20 protein-coding genes, 1 pseudogene and 1 riboswitch are annotated in these 20,546 nt (G+C 51.9%); of the genes and pseudogenes, 3 read left to right on the top strand and 18 right to left on the bottom strand.

Annotated features, from left to right (window positions below; all coding sequences use genetic code 11):
* A pseudogene (locus Q0418_RS05950) lies at positions 1–122 on the top strand (IS5/IS1182 family transposase); the annotation flags it as partial.
* Positions 123–213: 91 nt separating this feature from the next.
* Positions 214–1,497, top strand: a complete 1,284-nt coding sequence (locus Q0418_RS05955; protein ID WP_298483147.1) for a PLP-dependent aminotransferase family protein — start codon at positions 214–216, stop codon at positions 1,495–1,497.
* Between the two features lie 50 nt (positions 1,498–1,547).
* On the opposite strand, the gene Q0418_RS05960 is transcribed toward Q0418_RS05955, so the two are convergent.
* Genes Q0418_RS05960 through Q0418_RS06035 form a run of 16 tightly spaced genes read right to left on the bottom strand, consistent with a single transcriptional unit; the run spans position 1,548 to position 16,163 of the window.
* A complete protein-coding gene (locus Q0418_RS05960) occupies positions 1,548–2,174 on the bottom strand; it encodes a precorrin-8X methylmutase (RefSeq protein ID WP_298483149.1) in 627 nt (208 codons plus the stop codon).
* A 14-nt stretch (positions 2,175–2,188) separates the two neighbouring features.
* Positions 2,189–3,244, bottom strand: coding sequence for a nicotinate-nucleotide--dimethylbenzimidazole phosphoribosyltransferase (gene cobT / locus Q0418_RS05965; protein WP_298483151.1), 1,056 nt, complete (start codon positions 3,242–3,244; stop codon positions 2,189–2,191).
* Complete coding sequence (cobK, locus tag Q0418_RS05970; protein ID WP_298483153.1) at positions 3,226–3,990, bottom strand: precorrin-6A reductase; 765 nt, start codon at positions 3,988–3,990, stop codon at positions 3,226–3,228. Before cobK ends, cobT begins: the two co-directional genes overlap by 19 nt.
* Positions 3,987–4,742, bottom strand: coding sequence for a precorrin-3B C(17)-methyltransferase (gene cobJ / locus Q0418_RS05975; protein ID WP_298483155.1), 756 nt, complete (start codon positions 4,740–4,742; stop codon positions 3,987–3,989). The genes cobK and cobJ overlap by 4 nt, the downstream gene beginning before the upstream one ends.
* 5 nt (positions 4,743–4,747) lie before the next feature.
* The gene (locus Q0418_RS05980) at positions 4,748–5,752 is read right to left on the bottom strand and encodes a cobalt-precorrin 5A hydrolase (protein WP_298483157.1); all 1,005 of its coding nucleotides are present in this window, start codon (positions 5,750–5,752) and stop codon (positions 4,748–4,750) included.
* Positions 5,749–6,504 (bottom strand): precorrin-4 C(11)-methyltransferase, encoded by a 756-nt coding sequence (cobM, locus tag Q0418_RS05985; protein WP_298483159.1) that lies wholly within the window; start codon positions 6,502–6,504, stop codon positions 5,749–5,751. The genes Q0418_RS05980 and cobM overlap by 4 nt, the downstream gene beginning before the upstream one ends.
* Positions 6,504–7,205, bottom strand: a complete 702-nt coding sequence (gene cobI, locus Q0418_RS05990; RefSeq protein WP_298483161.1) for a precorrin-2 C(20)-methyltransferase — start codon at positions 7,203–7,205, stop codon at positions 6,504–6,506. The genes cobM and cobI overlap by 1 nt, the downstream gene beginning before the upstream one ends.
* 3 nt (positions 7,206–7,208) lie before the next feature.
* Positions 7,209–8,414: a precorrin-6y C5,15-methyltransferase (decarboxylating) subunit CbiE gene (gene cbiE / locus Q0418_RS05995; protein WP_298483163.1), complete on the bottom strand. Its 1,206-nt coding sequence runs from the start codon at positions 8,412–8,414 to the stop codon at positions 7,209–7,211.
* Entirely contained in the window at positions 8,399–9,490 is a 1,092-nt protein-coding gene (gene cbiD / locus Q0418_RS06000) for a cobalt-precorrin-5B (C(1))-methyltransferase CbiD (protein ID WP_298483165.1), read from the bottom strand. The genes cbiE and cbiD overlap by 16 nt, the downstream gene beginning before the upstream one ends.
* The gene (locus Q0418_RS06005) at positions 9,487–11,004 is read right to left on the bottom strand and encodes a cobyric acid synthase (protein ID WP_298483167.1); all 1,518 of its coding nucleotides are present in this window, start codon (positions 11,002–11,004) and stop codon (positions 9,487–9,489) included. The genes cbiD and Q0418_RS06005 overlap by 4 nt, the downstream gene beginning before the upstream one ends.
* Complete coding sequence (locus Q0418_RS06010) at positions 11,004–12,077, bottom strand: histidinol-phosphate transaminase (protein ID WP_298483169.1); 1,074 nt, start codon at positions 12,075–12,077, stop codon at positions 11,004–11,006. Before Q0418_RS06010 ends, Q0418_RS06005 begins: the two co-directional genes overlap by 1 nt.
* A gap of 33 nt (positions 12,078–12,110) precedes the next feature.
* Positions 12,111–13,079: an adenosylcobinamide-phosphate synthase CbiB gene (gene cbiB / locus Q0418_RS06015; RefSeq protein WP_298483171.1), complete on the bottom strand. Its 969-nt coding sequence runs from the start codon at positions 13,077–13,079 to the stop codon at positions 12,111–12,113.
* A 4-nt stretch (positions 13,080–13,083) separates the two neighbouring features.
* On the bottom strand, positions 13,084–13,476 hold the full coding sequence (locus Q0418_RS06020) for a bifunctional adenosylcobinamide kinase/adenosylcobinamide-phosphate guanylyltransferase (protein WP_298483172.1): 393 nt from the start codon (positions 13,474–13,476) through the stop codon (positions 13,084–13,086).
* On the bottom strand, positions 13,473–14,249 hold the full coding sequence (locus Q0418_RS06025; protein WP_298483175.1) for an adenosylcobinamide-GDP ribazoletransferase: 777 nt from the start codon (positions 14,247–14,249) through the stop codon (positions 13,473–13,475). Before Q0418_RS06025 ends, Q0418_RS06020 begins: the two co-directional genes overlap by 4 nt.
* Positions 14,233–14,775 (bottom strand): bifunctional adenosylcobinamide kinase/adenosylcobinamide-phosphate guanylyltransferase, encoded by a 543-nt coding sequence (locus Q0418_RS06030; RefSeq protein WP_298483177.1) that lies wholly within the window; start codon positions 14,773–14,775, stop codon positions 14,233–14,235. Before Q0418_RS06030 ends, Q0418_RS06025 begins: the two co-directional genes overlap by 17 nt.
* Complete coding sequence (locus Q0418_RS06035) at positions 14,772–16,163, bottom strand: cobyrinate a,c-diamide synthase (protein ID WP_298483179.1); 1,392 nt, start codon at positions 16,161–16,163, stop codon at positions 14,772–14,774. The genes Q0418_RS06030 and Q0418_RS06035 overlap by 4 nt, the downstream gene beginning before the upstream one ends.
* A 138-nt stretch (positions 16,164–16,301) precedes the next feature.
* Positions 16,302–16,446, bottom strand: a riboswitch (cobalamin riboswitch).
* Between the two features lie 270 nt (positions 16,447–16,716).
* Here Q0418_RS06035 and Q0418_RS06040 point away from each other — a divergent pair.
* Positions 16,717–17,559, top strand: a complete 843-nt coding sequence (locus Q0418_RS06040) for a MerR family transcriptional regulator (protein WP_298483181.1) — start codon at positions 16,717–16,719, stop codon at positions 17,557–17,559.
* 240 nt (positions 17,560–17,799) lie between these two features.
* On the opposite strand, the gene Q0418_RS06045 is transcribed toward Q0418_RS06040, so the two are convergent.
* The gene (locus tag Q0418_RS06045) at positions 17,800–18,978 is read right to left on the bottom strand and encodes a S41 family peptidase (RefSeq protein ID WP_298483182.1); all 1,179 of its coding nucleotides are present in this window, start codon (positions 18,976–18,978) and stop codon (positions 17,800–17,802) included.
* A gap of 92 nt (positions 18,979–19,070) precedes the next feature.
* Positions 19,071–20,534: a murein hydrolase activator EnvC gene (locus Q0418_RS06050; protein WP_298483184.1), complete on the bottom strand. Its 1,464-nt coding sequence runs from the start codon at positions 20,532–20,534 to the stop codon at positions 19,071–19,073.
* Positions 20,535–20,546: the final 12 nt, after the last annotated feature.

Below are 20,546 nucleotides of genomic sequence, written 5' to 3' on the forward strand. Positions count from 1 at the left end.
AAAATATTTTTCGGTATCGAAAGACCCGATACCGAGGTCTGCGAAAACAGACTGCCAAATTGAATATTATGTTCGCATTGGCGAATCTGTATCTGGCTGCCAGAAAACCTCTGACAGTCTGATTCAGTGCACCCTTGCGATGGAAAATTGAATGTTTCCCTACGCACTCAGCTTTTTTGCTGGGTGTTTTTGTTTGTAGGTGGAGATTATGCGGTGTTACCGGTAGAACATGCCTATCAGCAGTTGCTGGAGGAAGGGATGATCCGCGCCGTAAAGGGATCCGGATATTATGTGGAGGATCTTGCCAAGATTCACCTGACTGCCGCTCCGGACAATACGCCGGCACAGCTGCCGAAGCTGATTCCGCCGTCCTCTCAGAATCCGATCCGCTATGATTTCCGCTATTCCGTAGGCGACACCCATCTGTTTCCCTGGACAAAATGGAAGCAGTGCGTCTCCAATGCCATTCTGGATGAAGCAACACTGCAATTTTCCAAATATGAGAGCAACAAGGGATTCTACCCCCTTCGTGCCAATCTGTGTACTTTTTTGCAGCGGACACGGGGCGTTGTCTGTTCACCGGATCAGATCGTCATCTGTGCCGGGACGCAGTACGGGCTGGAGACAATCCTGAACCTGATCCCCAACAACCGCAAACGCGTGGCGTTTGAGGAGCCGGGCTATATCGGCATGCGCAAGGTATTTTACAACTGCCGCTGCGATGTGAAATCCGTCATGATCCAGGAGGACGGCATTGATGTGGACGATATTGCCAATCACCCTGTGGACATGGTCTATCTCACGCCGTCTCACCAGTTTCCCACTGGCGTCACCACTTCCCTGCAAAAACGGTACCGGCTTCTGGAATGGGCAAAGCGGAACAATGGTTATATCATTGAAAACGACTACGACAGCGAATTTTCCTATGGGCAGCGAATCCTGCCATCCCTCCAGTCTCTGGATCAGAATGAGCGTGTAATTTACTTGGGAACACTTTCCAAGGCACTGTTTCCCTCCATCCGCTGTGCCTACTATGTGTTGCCGCCGTCTCTCATGAAGCTGTACGAAAAGAAGTACAAGCACTATAATTCTGCACTGCCCACATTTGTACAAAAGGCAATCGCAGAATTCATTAAAGACGGGCTGCTGGAAAAGCACATCCGCAAAATCTCTAACATGAACGAGCGAAAATTCCGCCGGCTGATTCAATATCTGGAACAGAATCTCCCGGACGAGGTGCACATGATCTACGATCCAGCCGGTTCTCATCTATTGCTCCAGGTAGACTGCTGCCGTCAGGAATCCGAATTCATCACCTTTATGAAAGAACGTTCCATCGGCATTCACGGCACTCGAAAAAACTGGGCAGGTACAGAAAGTCCCGACAATGTATTTCTGGTGGGGTTCAGTTCCATTCCAGAGGAGAAAATCGAGAAATACGCCGCTATTCTCACGGTCGCTCTTCATGAGTACATTGAGACAAAACAGAAAGGCTAATGCAAAAACAAACGGTCACAGTGCAGAACTGCGGCCGTTTTTCTGATTCCTCAGCGATATAGTTGATACAGCAGCGCATTGCAGATCGCAGCCGCCACATTGCTGCCGCCCTTTCTGCCCTGTGCCACGATATAGGGAGTGGTTCCCTGCATGATCAGTTCCTTTGCCTCCACCACATTCACAAAGCCCACCGGCACGCCGATGATCAGCTTCGGCGCAATTTTTCCGGCACGGATCAGTTCATCCAGCTGCACCAATGCCGTAGGTGCATTGCCAATGGCAAAAATTACGTTTTCTCCCAGTGCACATGCCTTTTCCATGGATACCATAGCACGTGTGACGCCCCGGGTCTTTGCCTCTATTGCCACCTCAGGATCAGACATAAAGCAATGTGCCTCGCCGCCCAGTTGATGCAGGGATTTTTTGTTGATTCCGGCGTATGCCATGTTGGTATCCGTGACAATATGTGCGCCCTGTTTCAGCGCATCCAATGCCGTTTCCACTGCATGATCTGAAAATTTCAGATTTTCCACATAGTCAAAATCCGCTGTGGTATGTATCACACGCTTGACAATACTGCGCTGATTTTCCGGAATAGAAACACCCTCCAAGTGCTCCTCAATGATGGCAAAGCTGCGTGTTTCGATCTCCATGGGCTTCACAAATTCCATTTCCATTGCACGATTCCTCCTTATTGCAGCAGTTCGTATTTTTCAAAATTCGCCGTCTGGAAATCTGCGATCTCATCATATGCCGCCAGAGCAAAATCAAAGAGTTTCGCCCCGATCACAGCGCCTGTTCCCTCGCCGAGACACATACCGCATTCCAGATACGCCTTCAGCCCCACTGCATCCAATGCCATCTTTCCGGCAGGCTCTGCGGAACAATGGGAAGCGAACATATAATCCCGGCACAAAGGTGCCAGACGAACGGCGCAATTGGCAGCAACGGCGGAAATGAATCCGTCAACCAGCACTGGCACATGATATATCGCACCGCCCAGAAAAGCACCTGCCATGCCACAGATATCAAAACCGCCCAGTTTGGACAGCACATCCAGCACATCTTCCCGATCCGGCTGGTGCAGCCCAATGGCGTTTTCAATAACAGCAATTTTATGCTGTATTCCATCACGGGTCAGACCCGCCCCACGCCCGGTCACTGTCTCCGGCGACAACTGCTCCAGCACAGACAGCACAGCGCTGGAGGTTGTGGTATTACCGATTCCCATCTCACCAGTGATGATGAGGTTATAGCCGGCTTCTTTCTTTTCTCGTACCAGTTCGATTCCCGTGAGAATGGCACGTTCTGCCTCTTCCCGTGTCATTGCAGGTTCCTTAGCGAGATTTTTTGTTCCATATGCGATTTTCCGCACATCCAGTCCCGGACAGTCCATATCCCGCGCAATTCCGATATCCACCGGGAAAACATCTGCGCCGCATTCCCGGGACAGGGAGTTGATAGAGGCAATGCCCTTGGTGAAATTTTGCGTCACCACAGCTGTGATCTCATTGGTAGACTGTGTAACGCCTTCCTCTACGACGCCATTGTCAGCGCAGAAGATCAGCACTGCTTTTTTTCGTGGTGCAATCTCTGCCGAACCAGTGATACCAGCCAACTGAATGACCATTTCCTCCAGCCGTCCCAGACTGCGCAAGGGCTTAGCAATATTATCCCATTTTTCCTGTGACTGCTGCATTGCCGCCTGATTCAGCGGCTCAATTTGTTTCAGATATGAACCCAGCATTTTGAATCGCTCCTTTCCAAATGGTCCAATTGAAAAATCACTTCTGCAATGGTATGCACATCCTCCTTGGGTGCACCGATGAGTATCACCGGAATACCGCAGGCTTTCGCCGCCGCAATCTTTTCCGCCACGCCACCCCGTGCGCCGCTGTCCTTGGAAACCAACACGGCAATTTGATATGTTTTAATCAGAAAAATTGTATCCTTCTGGGAAAATGGCGGCATGGCATAGACCAGATGCGCCCGGGATGCCGCCGCTGTCCGCCGGGAATCGGCTGTGTCCAGAATACGTGCCCAGCCCCGTGCTGCGAAATCTGTCACATTGGCTTCGTAAAATGCCAGAGTATTGACGCCAGTGGTCAGCAGAATATTGCCCGGTATCTCTGACAATTGTTCAGCCGCTGCCTCCTTGGATGGCACCCGGATGATCCAGTCATAATCGTAGTGCAGCTGCGGTCTTCCCAGCCGGAAATACGGGATATTCTGCTGTGTACAGACCTGCTGCACCGTCTCTGTCACTGCCAAGGCAAAGGGATGAGACGCATCCACCACAGCATCCATACGTGCCAGTTCGACTGCAAAGCCATCCTTATCCAACCGTCCCACATGGACGGTACAGCGTTCCCCTGCCAGTATTGTTCTGCCGTACTCTGTAGCAGTAAATGCCGTTACTTCGTACTTTTCCGGCAGTGCGCGGATGAACTCTGTGGCTTCACTTGTCCCGGCAATGACTGCGATACGCTTCATCCTTTTGCTCCGGTATCTGCCACGCAATAACCCCGGGGCGTGATCATTTTGCCGTTCTGCACATAAGTCTGGGAATTGCCGATGAGTACCACGCAGAACATATCCACTGGTTCCTCTTTCAGCTGTCCCAGCGTTGTGAGCCACGCTTTCTGGTCAGCGCGCCCGGCATTGCGGACAATACCCACAGGCGTATCAGGAGAACGATATTGCTGTATCAATTCCGCCGCATGAGCCAGATACGTCGTCCGGGAACGAGATTTCGGATTATAGAGACAAATGACGAAGTCTCCGTCTGCCGCACAGGATACACGGTGATATATCCGTTCCAGAGGTGTCATGCAGTCGCTGAGGCTGATGACCGCAAAATCATGCATCAGCGGTGCCCCCAATACTGCCGCCGCCGCACTTGCCGCCGTCACGCCCGCAACTGCCACGACTTCCAGATCAGCGTGCATTTCCTCGATGACCTCCAGCGTTACCCCAGCCATGCCGTAAATGCCGCTGTCACCGCTGGATATCATTGCCACAGTCTTCCCTTTGAGCGCCTCCTCCACTGCGGCACGGCAGCGATCCACTTCCTTCCGCATGGGTGTGGCATAGTATTCCTGTTCCGGGAACTGTTCCTTCAGCAGGTTAATATAGGTGGTGTATCCCACCACCAGATCAGCCTGTTCAATGGCGGCAACTGCCTGATTCGTCATATATGCCCGGTCACCCGGTCCAAAGCCGACGATATAGATCACTTGTTTCATTTCCATCATTCCTCCAGTTTCAGCGGTGGCAGCACACGCCGGCACGCCGCCAGAGTTACCCCTGCGTATTTCGCCTTTCCAGTCAGCACCTCGCCGCAGCCCGATGCCAGATAGCTGCACGCTTCGGATACAGAAGGCACGCCGGTCACAGATTGCACAAATGCAGATGTCTCAAATGGATAGGGACAATTTCGAATGGATTCATCGGGGACAATTTCCAATGGCACACCAAGTTCTTCACACAGTTGCAAAATTGCAGGTTCCTGCTGCTTCAGTCCGATGGTAGCCAGCTTTGCCACAGAAAGTGCACTGAGCTGATATGTCTCCAGAAATTTCCGAAAGCAAGCTGCCAGGTGTGCCGGCTCAGTATTCCGTTTGCATCCAACGCCAATGACCAGGCTTTTCGGTCGCAAATACAACGTTTTTGCCCCTTGCGTGTCCGGCAATAACCGATCGGATATCACCACCCGGTGCTCTCCCTCAGGCTCATTTGTCACTCGAATCTGAGACAAATTGCAAGGTTTTGACAGGAGCAGATCTGTACAAAGCGTCACAGTTTTCCCCTCCAGCAGTGCGCCGCTGATATATTTCAGCGTACCCAGATTTTCAATGGCAAGGTCATTGCGCTTGGCGATCTCATCAAACGCAGCAACGCCCTGCACATCCGTTGCCGTGGTAATGACCGGATCTGCACCAATGGCGGCGGCAATTTCCCGTGTCAAGTCATTGGCACCGCCTAGATGTCCGGACAGCAGACTGATCACATGCTTTCCCTGTTGATCCAGCACCAGCACCGCCGGGTCTGACGCTTTGGACTGCACCAGAGGGGCAATCGTCCGCACGACAATTCCGGTTGCCATAATGAAGATCAGTCCGTCATATGCAGCAAAACCCCGTTCCACTGTCACGGCAAAATTCGCTTTTGATTCCACCGTACCGCCGAACTGCATCTGTAATCGTTCCGCCAGCTGTTTTCCCTGTGGCGTCAGCCAAAAATATGCCAGTTTCATCCGTCAAGCCCTTGCCGGAATTCGTGCGTAAAAGTCTTGTCATACAGCTTTGACAGATCGTAGGTATCCCCCAGGAAATCCCCCACTGTCACCAGTGCTGTTTTGGTGATGCCAGCTTCCTTGACCTTTTCCGCAATGGTTTCCAGTGTGCCCGTGACAATTTTCTGCTCCGGCCAGCTTGCCTTATAGACAACGGCAACAGGTGTGGTCTTGGGATAAGACGTGCACAGCCGTTCCACCAGTTCTTCCATTCTGCCCACCGACAGGAACAGGATCATGGTGGCACGATGCTTCGCAAGTTCCTCAATGCTCTCACGCTCCGGCACAGGCGTTCTGCCTTCCATACGTGTCAGGATCACTGTCTGGGACACATTGGGCAGCGTATATTCCTTCTGCATTGCCGCCGCTGCTGCCAGAAAAGAGCTGACGCCCGGTACAACTTCGTGGGGAATTCCCATGCGATCCAGCGCATCCAGCTGTTCTCGGATAGCACCATAAATCGAAGCATCTCCTGTGTGCACACGGACAGTGGTCTTGCCCTGGACTTCTGTCTCCTGCATTACTGCAAGCACTTCCTCCAGATGCATTCCGGCACTGTCATAGATCTTGCAGCCTGATTTTACATCGGACAGCACCGCCGGATTCACCAGAGAGCCGGCATAGATCACCACATCGGCACTGTCAATGAGCCGTTTTCCCTTGATTGTCAGAAGCTCCGGATCGCCAGCTCCGGCACCTACAAAATATACCATTATCGCAGTCCTCCTTTTTTGATAAGCAGCGTTGTGAAATACGAATATGTGTCCTCAGTGGGTGCGCCGATATATTCATCCGGCATTCCCACATTGCGAAGCATTACAGTACGTTCCAGCAAGTCATGTTCCTCCAGCATGGGCAGCAGCCACGGCAGTGCTTTTCCCGCTTTCATAATGACCAGATTGTCAAATTGACCCAGCACCTGCTCCATTGCCGTTTTATCTGTAACGCCGGGCATTACCAACAGAGATTCCTCGTTTTCACAAAGACTGTACTTTGTCTTTGCCGCACCGGCACAGAACGCTGGTATCCCGGCGGCAACTGCCGTTTCATAGCCCTGTTCCTCCACCATCTGGCGAACATATGTCGCCGTGCTGTACACGGAAACATCTCCCAGCGTAACCATTGCCACGATTTTTCCAGCTTCCAGGGCAGCATATACGCCGTCCAGTGCGCCGGACTGCAAATAACTGCGATAATCTGCATGGGCTTTCATGGGAAAGACCACCTCCAGCTTTTCCGCCCGGGTCATATCCGCCGCCTGCTGCGCAATGGTATAAGCGGCAGAGGTTTCCCCTGCCTTTTTTACTGGAATCACCACAACATCAGCAGTTTCCAGAATCTGTTTCGCCCGCAGTGTCATGTCCAGAGGATCTCCGGGTCCCACGCCCACTGCATAAAAAATACCTTTTTCCATGGCTCACTCCTTTGTCTCACAGGAAAACAGCAGCACTGGATGATTGCTGTCCAGCACCCGATAACTGCCCACTTGCTTGCCGCAGCTGACGGCGATCTGTACCACTTCGAATGCCGGCAGCTCTTCCAACAGAGGATACAGTTCCACCTGGGTCTCCAGAGTAACGGCACTGACTACCAGCCGTATTTTTTTCGGCAATGCACAGATGGTTTTCAGAATCTCTGCCATAGCACCGCCGCTGCCGCCGATAAAAACGCAGTCCGGCACAGGCAAATTTTTCAGCTGTTCCTCTGCCCTGCCCGGCACAATGGTCAGGTGCTCTGTCTGGAAATATGCCTTATTCTTTTCCAGAATCTCCAATGCCGTATCCTTATATTCCACGGCATAAACCTGACCGTAAGGGCACATCCGGGCGCATTCAATGGAAATACTTCCGGTACCTGCACCCAGGTCCCAGACCACAGCATCCGGTTGTAACCGCAGCTTACTGAGAATCACTGCACGTACTTCCTCCTTGGTCATAGGTGACGCATTCCGCAGAAATGCACTGTCCGGCAGCATTGCCGGGCGCAGAACAGGTTTCGGGGACGGATTTTTTACCGCCGCAACACACAGTGCAGGGTTTTCCCGTTCTGCCCATTCCTCCGGTTTTCCATACCAGAGCATTTGCTCCGGATAGGTCAGATCAGCTCCCACAAACAGTTCCGTTTCCTCCAGATGATAAGCCGCCAGTGCCGCTGCGATTTCCTTCGGTCCTTGTGTCTTGGAACAGAAGAAAAATGTCGCCGGATGCTCCGCCACAGTACATGCGATTTTTCCGGCAGAACAATCTCTGCCATGAATGCTCAGAATTGCTGCATCCTCCATGGTCAGCCCGAATACTGCACCCAACAGCTGTAAGGAACCCACACCAGGAATCACTCTAAGGGATAATTCCGGGTATCGTGTGCGAATCGTCCGGCATAGGCTGTAAAGCAGAGGATCACCGGAAACCACAATGCCCAGACTCTCCTCCTCCAGCCAGTGGGGTAAATGATCCAGCAAATCGGATATACACCCCATGGGCTTCGTTTTTTTTGCGTTGATCAGTTCCAGAAATCGTTCCGAAGCAATGACGCAATCAGCCGACTCCAACGCTTGTTTTGCCGCCGGAAGCAGGTAATCTGCCGTACCGCTTCCGCCACCTGCTAAAATCAATTCATGCTGCATTGGCTCCACTCCTTCCGCACAATCTCTGCCAACCGGCTTTTTGCCAGTATCTGATCTTTTTCATCCAGCAGCAGCATTCCCACCTGGATTTTCCCATGGGTACGGCGCATACAGTTCTCACAGACACTTTCTACAACAGATGCCCACACCGTTTCTCCCAATCCGAAGGCTGTCAATATTTCCTGCATCTGGGATGTGGTATTGCACCGATACAGTTGCCGCACCTGATCGGTAGATGCTCCGGCAAGCGCTGCGTGGGTACAGAGCACCTCACGCTGTCCGCCGGCAGTGTGGCTGTGCAGATACATAATATCCGCCGCCGGCTTCACCAGCTTTCCCGGTCTGCCTGCCAGCAGAATATGCGTAAAGCCCATTTCTTCTGCGCAGTCCAGCAGATAACCCAGATAATTGCTGCACAGAACAATGCCGCCGCAAGGATCATATTGCTTCCGCAGATATTTTTCCCCGGCATAGCCTGTCACCAGCGCACAGGCGGTGCCGTATTCCGCCCGACACATGGAAAGCTCCAGACAGAGGGATTCTTTCACTGCCTCTTCGCTCATAGGGCGGACGATTCCCGTCGTACCCAGAATGGAAAGTCCACCCTGAATGCCCAGTCTGCCATTAAAGGTTTTCACCGCAATTTCCGCACCGCCGGGCACAGAAACAGTCACATCCGCACCACGCTGCCCAATGACAGACCGCAGGGCTTTTTCGATCATCTGCCGTGGCACCGGATTGATTGCAGGTTCTCCCACCGGCAGTTTCAAACCCCTCCGTGTAATGATACCCACACCCTCACCGGCGTAAAACCGGATCTCACCCGGATTGTCAGAAATTTCCACCTTTGCTGTCACCAGACAGCCGTTTGTCTCGTCGGGATCGTCACCGCCATCCTTGATGACACCGCAGATACCCTGGGATACTGCCTGAATTTCCAGACGAAGCGTCACTCCGGCAGGCGTTTCCAGTTCCACTTGCTCCGGACAGATTCCGGTCACCTGCCACAATGCCGATGCCAGACTTGCTGCTGCCGCACAAGAGCCGGTGGTATAGCCTTCCCGCAGCGGCTTCATATGCGTTCTCCCCACTGGTTGAGGATGTCGTAGATACACTGCATATCCAGACTCTCCCGGAGCGTGTCGGCAAGCTTGTCATATTGTTCCTCTTTATAGGCATTCAGATCAAAAGCTTCGATGACACTGGTATCCTCGCCTTTTTTCGTGAGCAGCGCCTGTACCAGCTTCTGTGCCGTTTCCGGGGAATCGAATATTCCATGAAGATACGACCCGAACACAGTTCCCGCCGGATCACGATAGCCATCTGTTTCTCCGGTTTCCAGCGTGGTAAAGGGAACAGCACTGCCAAGTCCCCTTGTCTCACCCATGTGTATCTCATAGCCGCTGACAGCGTGTCCGGACAATGGCTCCAATACGCCATCCACCGAAGCAATGGTACCATTCATCCGGGTACGCCGTTTCTGAGGCAGGAACACCGTTTCTGTGTCCAGCAGTCCCATACCACGCATAGAACCGCCGTCTTCCACGCCATCCGGGTCAGAAAGTGTCTTTCCAAGCATCTGAAAGCCGCCGCAGATACCTATCACAAGGCTGCCTCTTTCGTGCTGTTTCAAAATGGCTGCCTCCAGACCGTTCTGGCGCATCCAGCGTAGATCTGCCATGGTATTTTTCGTTCCCGGCAGCAGAATGGCATCGGGACTGCCCAGTTCCTGCACCCGTGTCACATACCGCACAGAAACACCATCAATGCGCTCGAACACTTCAAAATCTGTAAAGTTCGAAATCCTTGGTACACGAATCACTGCCAAATCCAGCTTTGCGCCTTTCTGTATCGTGTGGTGCGTCAAACGATCGGACAGGCTGTCCTCATCGTCCAGATCCAGCTGGGCATAAGGCACAACGCCCAGCACTGGTACGCCGGTCAGTTCCTCCAGCATGGTCAGTCCCGGTTTCAGAATTTCCACATCCCCACGGAATTTATTGATAATGATCCCCTGAATGCGGCTCCGTTCCTCTTCGTCCATAAGCATAATAGTACCATACACAGAAGCAAACACACCGCCACGGTCAATATCGCCCACCAGAATCACCGGAGAATCGGACAGCTTAGCCATACCCATATTGACGATGTCCACATCTTTCAGATTGATTTCCGCCGGACTGCCGGCACCCTCCAGCACGATCACATCATTCTCCGCTGCAAGGGAATCGTACGCCTTCATGATATGGGGAATCAGTTCCTCTTTTTTGGTGTAATACTCCACAGCACCCATGGTGCCGAATACTTCGCCGTTTACAATGACCTGAGAACCGCTGTCGCTGGTAGGCTTCAGCAGAATGGGATTCATCCGCACATCTGGCTCCACACCGGCGGCCTCCGCCTGCATTACCTGTGCACGTCCCATTTCCAGACCGTCACGGGTTATATAGGAATTCAATGCCATATTCTGCGATTTAAATGGTACCGTTCGCAGTCCGTCCTGCCGGAAGATCCGACAAAGTCCGGCTGTGATAAAGCTTTTTCCTGCCGAGGACATGGTTCCCACTATCATGATTGATTTTGCAAACATCAATAAAGCCCCCTTTTGCTGACGATTTTCCGCAGACAGCGCAGAAAATACTGGTTATCTTCTCTGGAACGCACTGCCGCACGATAATATTCCGCATTCAAGCCCACATAGGAATCGCAGTGTCGCAGCAATACATGATAGGTCAGCAGCCGACGATCCAGATCGTAGCAACCCGGCACCTGGAAGAAAATATAGTTAGCATGGGGTTCCCACACCCGGAATCCCAGACTTTCCAGCCCTTCATAGAGAAAATCCCGTTCTTCTTGCAGGAACTTTAAAAACCGTGTCCGGTAGGTGTGATCTTCCACCGCTGCGCATCCGGCTTCACTTGCCAGAGTACTCACTGGCCATGGCTGTCCTATGGTACGGACACGCTCCACCAGTCCTGCATCGGAACAGATGCCGTATCCCAGCCGCAGTCCAGGGATGGCATACAGCTTTGTCATGGATTTCAGGATCAGCAGATTGGCATAGCTGCCGGAATCCAGAATCATGGAATCAATGCCCATCTCATCTTCTGTCATATCATAAAAACATTCATCCAGCAGGACAAACACCTGTTTCTGCTTTGCTAAATCCAGGATCTTCCGCAGCAGTTCCGGGTCAATCAGCGTTCCCGTGGGATTGTTGGGATTGCACAGCACCAGAAAATCATAACTGCCCTGCTCCAGTTCATCCAGAAGCACCTCTGTCACGACAAAGGGATCCGGCATCGTCCAATACTGTACTTCGCAGCCGTTTTCCTCCAGTGCCTTTCCGTATTCTGAAAAGGTCGGCACAGGTACAAGTGCCTTTTTCGGTGCAACTGCTCGCACCAGCCGGAAAATCACATCTGCACCGCCATTGCCGCAGACAATATGATCCGGATGCACCTGGTGAAATTCCCCAAGGGCATGCCGCAGCTTCCGCTGATAAGGATCCGGATAGTGCACCAGCTGCTGTACCGCACCGTTGATTGCCTTCCGAACAGACGCAGGAACGCCAAAGGGATTGATATTTGCGGAAAAGTCGATGACATAATCCGTTTGCAGTTCTTCCTCTGCTGTGTAGATATCTCCGCCGTGAATCTCCATTTTTCTCACTCCTTGCCTCAGAGTTGTTTTGTGTCAGCGAATTGCAAAAAACATCAGTGCTCTGCACAGTCCGAACAATCCTGCTGAAAGCATTGCCGCCCCATACATAAGTCCGTTGGTGCGCAGAATATCGGCTGCCTCCGCTGGACGGTTCTTTTCTCCGATGGTGGGTTTTTCCACAACCTGTCCGAAATAGACATGGGTGCCGCCCAATTGAACGCCCAGCGCCCCCGCCGCAACGGATTCCGTCTGGGCCGAATTGGGTGAAAGGTGATTGTTCCGGTCACGCCGGAATATCCGAAATGCATTTTTTCTATCCAGCCCCAGAATTCCTGCCGCTGCGATCATCAGCAGACCGCAGAGCCGTGACGGGAGCCAGTTTGCCACATCGTCCAGTTTTGCCGAAGCTGTACCGAAATGGATGTATTTTTCATTGCGGTAGCCAACCATAGAATCCAGCGTGTTGATCGCCTTATAACAAAATCCCATAGGTACGCCGCCCAGAAGCAGATAAAACAGAGGTGCTGTCACGCCATCGGAAGTATTCTCTGCCACTGTCTCCACGCACGCTTTTGTCACCTCTTCCTCTGTCAGCTGCGTCGTTTCTCTGCCTACCAGATAGGACAGCTGCTTTCTTGCAGCATCCAAGTCTCCGGCTTGCAATGCTGCGTACACTTTTTTGCTTTCTGTTGCCAGACATTTTGTCGCTGGTATCTGATACGCCCAGAACGTATGCAAAGCAAACCACAGCCAGAAAGAGATACGATATGCCAGATACAGTATGCCGCCGGAAATCACAAGACTCAGAAGGGGAATCGTCACAGCCAGCACGATTCCTGCGGCACGTTCACCGCCAGGCGTTCCGGGAAATATCCGGCGCAGCAGCCGTTCCATACCGGAAATCCCTTTTCCCATCCAGACCACCGGATGGGGCAGCCAATGGGGATCTCCGAAGCAGAGATCCAGCAAAAACCCCAGCAGAACACTGCATAAAATCCACATACCATCACGCCCCATTTCCTTTGATCCGCATTCCCAGACCGCAGCAGACACGGTCTACCGTCTCCGCCTGTCCGGCAAGAAAGGTGTTGAACCGTCCCACAGCCTCACGCCATGCTCGCTGCTGCGCCGTAACAGGAACCAATCCGCAGCCCACTTCCTGGGAGATGAGGATCACAGCCTGCCACTGGGGCAGCATATCCTTTGCAGCCTGACAGGGATCCTTTCCTTCCTCCAGCCAGCCGGTCACCAGTTTCTCTGCATGGTAAATGATGCGCTCTCCGTTCCAGGCGGAAAGTGGTTCTTCTGCCGCATCCCACACATCTTTTTCCGTCAACCCGAAGCGCTCCATGGCATATGCCAGTTTCCCCTGGGCATAACCTCCCAGTATCAGTCTCATAACAGCACACCTCCCAGCAAAGCCGTTCCCAGCAGCCATGCAGTCTCATTCAGTACCAGAAAAAATCCAGCCAGATCTCCCGTCAGTCCGCCAAACTGCTTTTTCTGCATATGATAATAGCCCCCGAAAATCCCTATGGAAAGGAGTATCAGGATCACTGCCAGCCAGTGATACCACAGTACCATGCAAAAGCCTGCCACGCCGAATTCCACTGCAAGTATCACGCTCACATGGGCGCCGGCGTTTTCGCCAAAGGTCTTTGCCAGAGAACTGGTAGGTGCACAGGAAAACCGGGTAATGGAAATCCCGCTGAGACAGCGTGTCAATACAAATCCCCCAGTGAGAAGCCCCATCACATGCCTGCTCTGAGAACCGTACAGTTCTGTATATGCGCCAAAGCTGGCCAGGAGCACGAGAATGACACTGAATACAGCAAATGGCCCGCAGTTGGGATCTTTCAGGATACGCAGCTTTTCCTCACGGGGACGGCGGGAATAGAGCGCATCTGCCGTATCACAAAAGCCGTCCAGATGAATACCGCCGGTGATAACCACAACGCACAGGACTGCCAGTACTGCAAACAGCACAGCACCTACACCCAGCAGACTGCACACTGTCCAGACAAGCCACAGACCGCCGCCGCAGAGCAGTCCCACCAGAGGAAAAAATACCATAGCATGGCGCAGATTATCCGCCGTCCAGTTCAGACATTTCACCGGCAGTGCACTGTACATGGAAAGGGCGATGAGAAGCGATTCAAACCAGGATCTCATGATATTGTTCCTCTCCTTTCCAGAAAATCGGTATGCCGCTGCATACCTCTATGACCACATCTGCTGCCTTTGCCAGAGCGCAGTTGATTCGTCCTATATTTTGCAGATATGCCTGCATGGATACATCCTCTGGAGGAATGTCCGAACAGACCTCATTCGTCACAATGACCAGATGGGTCAAACGTTTCTGCACGGCCAGCACCCCATCGACTACCGCCTGCACCGGATCCGGTGCCGCTGCGTCAAACTGTTCATTTGCCGTCAGATTGCTGATACAGTCCAGCAGTGCCGTACCGCCCGGTGTCAGCATCTTTGCTGCTTCTGCCAGACGCATGGGCGTTTCCAGGGTCTGAAAACCCTTTCCGGAACGCTGTTCCCGATGACGGGTAATGCGTTTCCGACACTCCTCATCCCATATTTGCATGGTTGCCAGATAAAAAAAGGGGTTCCGTTTCAGCTGAAAGCTGATTTCTTCCGCCAGCAGAGATTTTCCGCTGCCGGAACCGCCTGTTACCAATACTGTCATACACTGTCACGTCCTTCCCGGAACTTCCGGCACGCCTGGGCAAATGCCCGGGGCACAGCCGGATTGGACGGAAAATAGAAATGGGGAAAGCCTGCCGCAATATGTTCCGTCACCTGCATCGCCTGCCACTGCCGTCCGTTAGGACGCTGCGCCAGAAATGCCGTACCGTTTTCCGTGCTGTCTGCATAGTGAAACTCATGCGCCCGGATCGTTGTCCCTGCCTCGCCCAGGATCGAATCCTGCTGTGCTGTCAAGGTCACATATCCAAACCGACAGAGACGTTCCCCCAGCTTTGCTGTTCCCGGAAGCAGCTGCGCCATGGGATATTCCGTACCGTCCTTATCGAGAATTGCCTCCTGCAAATACAGGAAACCGCCGCATTCTGCAAAAATGGGAATTTTCTTCGCCGATGCATGCCGGAGACTTTCCAGAAAGGTACTGTTCCCACTGAGCTGTTTCAGATACAATTCCGGATAGCCGCCGCCCAGATACAACCCGTCCAGTCCATCCGGCAGCCGGTCATCTGCCAGGGGTGAAAAGGGCACAAGCTCCGCGCCCCATTGCTCCAGCATGTGTAGATTTTCCGCATAGTAGAAGCAAAAGGCTGCATCCTGTGCCACACCCAGCCGGAATAATTTTTCCATCTGCTGCGGTGCCGGCGAAAAAGGCAGCGGCGGCGCTGTCGCTGCCAATTGCAGAATGCCGTCTAGGTCGATAGTGCGTTCTGCCGTTTCTGCCAGCAGACGTATTTTTTCATCCAGCTGCGCCACTTCCCCGGCAGTCATCAGACCCAGGTGACGGCTTTCCAAATGTACCTGTGGCAGATCCGGCAGGTAGCCATAGACCGGAAGACCTGTTTCCCGCTCAATGATCTCTTTATAGAAAGCATACATTCCCTCCCGGATCTGATTGAGAAGCACACCGCCTATGAGATTGGGCGTCCGGAATTCCAGAAAGCCTTTGCAGAGTGCCGCAACGGAACAACCCATCCCCTTCGGTGCCACAACCAACAGCACCGGTGTTTGCAGTGCCTGAGAGACGGTGTAGGCACTTGCCTGTTCCGTCTGTCCGATGCCGTCGTAATATCCCATAGCACCCTCCAGCAGTGCAAGATCGGCATCTGCCGCCGTCTGCGTCAGGATCTGCTGCATCTGCCTTTCATCAGAAAAGAACGGATCTGCATGATACGTATCCCTGCCGGTGATATGGGTATGAAACATAGGGTCGATATAATCGGGGCCGCATTTCAGACTTTGCACACAGAGTCCCCGTACCCGGAAAGCACCGAGGAGTGCCGCCGTCATGGTAGTCTTTCCACTGCCGCTGGATGCAGCACTAAGCATGATACGGGGTATTTTCCGGTTCTGTTCCATACGCCATTCCTCCAAAAAAAATCGCCTTCCTGTGACAGAAAGCGATGTCCATGAAACGCCCTGCCTGCCGCCTTTCCGGACAGCAGACATGCCGCTCCTGCATTCCCACGAAAACACCCTTGTTTCGTGCGGACACAGCCCCATCGCTCGTAAGGCTGTGCAACATGCTATTTCGTAATCCGACTTAGCAGGCAGTCCCTGCATCACGGTAGCGTGACTGTACGAGAATCTCACTCGTTTCCCTTGATTGATTGTCCCTATTATAGCATAATTTTCAGAAATACACAAGTGACAATTTTAAAACATATGACCATACCAATTCCGACAAAAAAGCCTTTCACGCCGTAAAAAGTATGGTATTTCCCCGGTAAAAAATGCGAACGCAAAGGAAATCTGCAATCTTCCTTTCTTTTTAAGAATCTCAGTATTTTACTTTACTTTTCCGAAAAGCCTTGTTATAATAAAGCTGATCAGAATCTGTATTCATTGACAGCGATATGGAACGTCACTTGAGACCATGCAAGCTTTCGGCAATGATGCAGGTTTTTCTATTTTCGGAGGTGTTTTCATGAAAAAGGACAACATTACCATCGGCACCTTTTGCAGCGACATGAAAATTCAACCATCCAAGCTCCGTTATTACGAATCACTGGGGCTGATACAGCCTGCAATGGTAGATGAAGAAAACGGCTATCACTATTATTCCTATGCGCAGTATGCAGAAATTGAGATCATCCAGATCTGCCGCAAACTGAACTTTCCTCTGAAAAAAATCATCCATCTCCAGAAAACCCAGGATTCCCACGAGCTGCTGGAGCTGATTGCAAAGCAAAAATTCCACGCACGTAAGCTGTTATTGCAGCAGCAGGAGATCTATCAGAACCTCTCCTGGCTCCATGAAGCGCTTGAAGCAGACATGGAACTGCGGGAGGGAGATACCCCTGAGATTATCTGTCAGGAACTGGAAGAACGGAAAGTGCTGATGGCATTGCCAGAACCGGGGAATCACAAGCTAACTCTGGAGGAACAGGATGCCGCTTTGCAATATGAACTGAGCAAGACGGTTTCCTCTGAGCATTTTGCAGTCAATTCCATCCAGCGGACCTACGGCTATCATATGGATTTCAGACGATTTCAGCAGGGTCAGCTTCGTATACTGGGAAAATTCGTGGAACTGCCCCAGTATATCATGAACATTGAGACAAAATTGTATTCCATCCCTGCCGGCACATACCTGATATTGCCTGTACAGGCGTTTTCTGAAACAGACTGGATACAGCGCATGTGCACCTATGCAAGTGCGCATCATCTGAAGATACAGGCAGTGTACCTAACAGAAGTTGCACTTCATCTGATCCCCAGAAAGGATGCCTTCTACAAGGCGCAGCTGCTGGTGCAGCCGGAATCATAAGGTCACCTCTAAAAACCCGCTCACCCGTCATCTGCGGCGCATTTTTACACCATCTTACCTTGCGAAAAAACTTGAAATACATCGAGTATTCCTGCGTTTTTTCGAAAGGGAATCTGTCGCAAATCTGCCCCACATCTGACGGATTCGGGGTTTTTAGAGATGCCCATAAATATTTATTTTTTCTCAATAATAATAAAAGCTGCTGCATATCCGGGCATGCGCCGTTTGCAGCAGCTTTGTTTATTCCGTGATTCGCTCCAATGCTTTTGCCAGCTGTGGGTCGGATGCCGCATCCGGTGCATCATAATCCACGGGTTCGTTTCCAGCTTCCACAATCACGTCCGGCGTGATACCCACACCGTGATAGCACTCGCCCTTTGTGGTCTGATAGGTCGCCACTGTCAGGGTCAGTGCACCGCCGCTGGACATGGGCTGTGTCACCTGCATGATACCTTTGCCAAAGGTGGTCGTTCCCACTGCTTCGCCCTTTCCGAAATCCCGCAGAGATGCCGTAAACAACTCTGCGGCACTTGCGGTATTCTCATTGACCAGCACCACCATAGGCAAATCACATGCTTCGGCATCGGACTGCACCAATGTCTGGGTATGTCCGTCCCGATAGGTGGCAATGGCAATTTCCCCTTCCGGCAAAAGCGGATCCAGAATCGTTTCCAGACTGTCCACCAGACCGCCGCCGTTGTCACGCAGGTCAAAGATCAATCCTTCTGCACCCTCACTCAACAGCTGCTCATATACTGCCAGGAATTGTTCCGGCGTGTTTTCCCGAAAAGCGCTGATACGGATATAACCAATATTCCCTTCCAGCATCCGACCCTGTGCTGTTGTGACTTCCATGCTCTTTCGTGTCACTTCACAGTCCAGTGTCGTATTATCCCGTCGGATCGTCAATGTGACAGATGTATTTTCTTTTCCCCGAACTGCATCAACAGCAGCGGAATATCCCAGTTCAGCGACATCATCCCCGTTCACGGCGACAATTTCATCGTCTGGCTGAAGCCCTGCCTCCTCTGCCGGGGAATTCTCTGTCACAGAATTGATCAGCAGGTATCCTTCATCTGTGGGTGTCACTGTAACACCAATGCCCACTGTCTGTCCTGCTTCATTTGTCTGAAAATCCCCATATTCTTCGTCTGTCAGATATTGGGAATAGGGATCGTTCAGCCCGGCGACATAGCCTTTCATGGCACCCTGCATGGCGGATGCTTCGTCTACCTCTGTGTAATAGTTCGCCTCCACAGTCGCTTTCAGCTGTGCCAGTTCACCGTATTCTGCCTGATTGGCATATGCCCGGTAAATACCCACGCCTGTTCCCACAGCAAGGACACCGCATAGACAGAACAACAGTACCAGTGTGGACTTTCGCAGTTCGACTGCCTCTTGTTTCGGATTTTCTTCCACGCCAAATCATTCCTTTCGCAAAAAAGGACAGCGGTCTTTGAACACCCCTGTCCTTTTGTCAGTATATGTATTTCCTGAAAAAATATGCAAGATCAGCCCAGATACTGCATGGGATCCACCTTGGTACCATTCACACGTACCTCAAAATGCAGATGGAAACCGGTGGAGAAGCCCGTGCTTCCCACGTAACCAATGGTCTGACCCTGGCTCACTGTCTGTCCGGCAGAAACCGAAACAGATGCCAGATGACCGTACAGCGTGGAGTAAGTACCGTCATGCTGAATGATCACATAATTGCCGTAACCGCCGCCGCAGCCGCAGCTGGAGCTTTTCGGATAGTTATGCGGACAGCCGCTCACAACACGTACCACTGTACCGCCGCGGGATGCGACTACAGCTGCACCAGCATTGCCGCCGGCAATATCAATTGCTCCGTGGGTAGTACCCCAACGGCTGCCGAAGCCGCTGGAAACAGTGTAAAAGCCAGGACAAGGCCAAGTGAAATTGGTACTTCCAGAAGGAACATAGGATGAATCTGAAGAACTGCCGCTGTCGCTAGAAGAAGAACCGGAATTGCTGCTGGAGCCGCCGCTGGAACTGCTGCCGGAACTTGAACTGCTGTTGCTGCTGCCAGAATTGCTATTCTGCTTTTTCTCTTCTTCCTGCTGTTTCTTCGCAGCCGCTGCGGCTTCACGTTTTTTCCGTTCTTCCTCTTCCTTTTTCTTCTGCTCCTCTGCAGCTCTTGCGATTTCAGCCTTGATCTGCTCTTCTTCCGCATCCAGAGCAGCGTTGTTCTTTTCGAGCGTGTCTACATCGACGTTGAGTTTCTCCTTCTCCCGTTCCATCTGCTGCTTTGCCTCATCGGTCTCAGCATAGGTTGTCTGGAGCTCTTCGATGGCAGATTTAAACTCTTCTTTTTTTGTCTGCTGTTCTGATTGCTGCTGTTCCAGGTCAGATTTTTCCTGTTCCAGCTGTGCTTTTTTCTCGTTGCATGCCTCCAGCTTGTCCTTCAGGTCGTTTACCAACTCATTATCATGATTCGCCACACGGGACATCAGCTCGTACTTGGACAGCAGATCATAGAAATCTGTTGCGCCCACCAGCGCAGAAGCCAGGCTGTTGTTTCCCTGGACATACATCGCCCGGAGACGCAATTTGAACTGATCCAGTCCAATGGCAATATCTGCCTCCATCACCGTGATATCATCTTCCGTCTGGGAAATTGCTGCTGTCGTTTCTTCAATGGACTGATTGATCCGATCCAATTCCTCTACAACAATATCCAGATTCTGCTGCTGCAAGGTGATTTTTTCCTGCAGGGTCTGCTGATATGCTTCTTTTTCTTCCAGATTTGTCTGAAGCGCATCCAATTCCTTCTGCTTTTCTGCAATTTTTGCCTCATTGGATTTCCGTTCTTCCTGGAGTTCTGCCAGCGTCTTTGCCGAAACCGGAATATCACGCAGCGGTGCCCAGTTTGCAGTCATACCAGCTGCTAGAATCGACAAGCACAGTGCTGCCCCAGTCAGACGGCGTCCAATGTGTTTTTTTCTGCTCATAATTCAGCCTCC

Source organism: uncultured Ruminococcus sp., from assembly GCF_937915125.1.
Classification (GTDB): Bacteria; Bacillota; Clostridia; order Oscillospirales; family Ruminococcaceae; genus Ruminococcus_C.

Coding starts and splice junctions, on each gene's coding strand:
- Q0418_RS05980 (WP_298483157.1), bottom strand. CDS start 5,752: ATGAAACTGGCATATTTTTGGCTGACGCCACAGGGAAAACAGCTGGCG.
- Q0418_RS06005 (WP_298483167.1), bottom strand. CDS start 11,004: ATGTTTGCAAAATCAATCATGATAGTGGGAACCATGTCCTCGGCAGGA.
- Q0418_RS06030 (WP_298483177.1), bottom strand. CDS start 14,775: ATGACAGTATTGGTAACAGGCGGTTCCGGCAGCGGAAAATCTCTGCTG.
- Q0418_RS06050 (WP_298483184.1), bottom strand. CDS start 20,534: ATGAGCAGAAAAAAACACATTGGACGCCGTCTGACTGGGGCAGCACTG.
- Q0418_RS06010 (WP_298483169.1), bottom strand. CDS start 12,077: ATGGAGATTCACGGCGGAGATATCTACACAGCAGAGGAAGAACTGCAA.
- Q0418_RS06040 (WP_298483181.1), top strand. CDS start 16,717: ATGAAAAAGGACAACATTACCATCGGCACCTTTTGCAGCGACATGAAA.
- Q0418_RS06020 (WP_298483172.1), bottom strand. CDS start 13,476: ATGAGACTGATACTGGGAGGTTATGCCCAGGGGAAACTGGCATATGCC.
- cobJ (WP_298483155.1), bottom strand. CDS start 4,742: ATGAAACAAGTGATCTATATCGTCGGCTTTGGACCGGGTGACCGGGCA.
- cobK (WP_298483153.1), bottom strand. CDS start 3,990: ATGAAGCGTATCGCAGTCATTGCCGGGACAAGTGAAGCCACAGAGTTC.
- cbiE (WP_298483163.1), bottom strand. CDS start 8,414: ATGCAGCATGAATTGATTTTAGCAGGTGGCGGAAGCGGTACGGCAGAT.
- Q0418_RS05960 (WP_298483149.1), bottom strand. CDS start 2,174: ATGGAAATGGAATTTGTGAAGCCCATGGAGATCGAAACACGCAGCTTT.
- cobM (WP_298483159.1), bottom strand. CDS start 6,504: ATGGTATATTTTGTAGGTGCCGGAGCTGGCGATCCGGAGCTTCTGACA.
- cobT (WP_298483151.1), bottom strand. CDS start 3,244: ATGCTGGGTTCATATCTGAAACAAATTGAGCCGCTGAATCAGGCGGCA.
- cbiD (WP_298483165.1), bottom strand. CDS start 9,490: ATGAAGCCGCTGCGGGAAGGCTATACCACCGGCTCTTGTGCGGCAGCA.
- Q0418_RS06025 (WP_298483175.1), bottom strand. CDS start 14,249: ATGAGATCCTGGTTTGAATCGCTTCTCATCGCCCTTTCCATGTACAGT.
- cbiB (WP_298483171.1), bottom strand. CDS start 13,079: ATGTGGATTTTATGCAGTGTTCTGCTGGGGTTTTTGCTGGATCTCTGC.
- cobI (WP_298483161.1), bottom strand. CDS start 7,205: ATGGAAAAAGGTATTTTTTATGCAGTGGGCGTGGGACCCGGAGATCCT.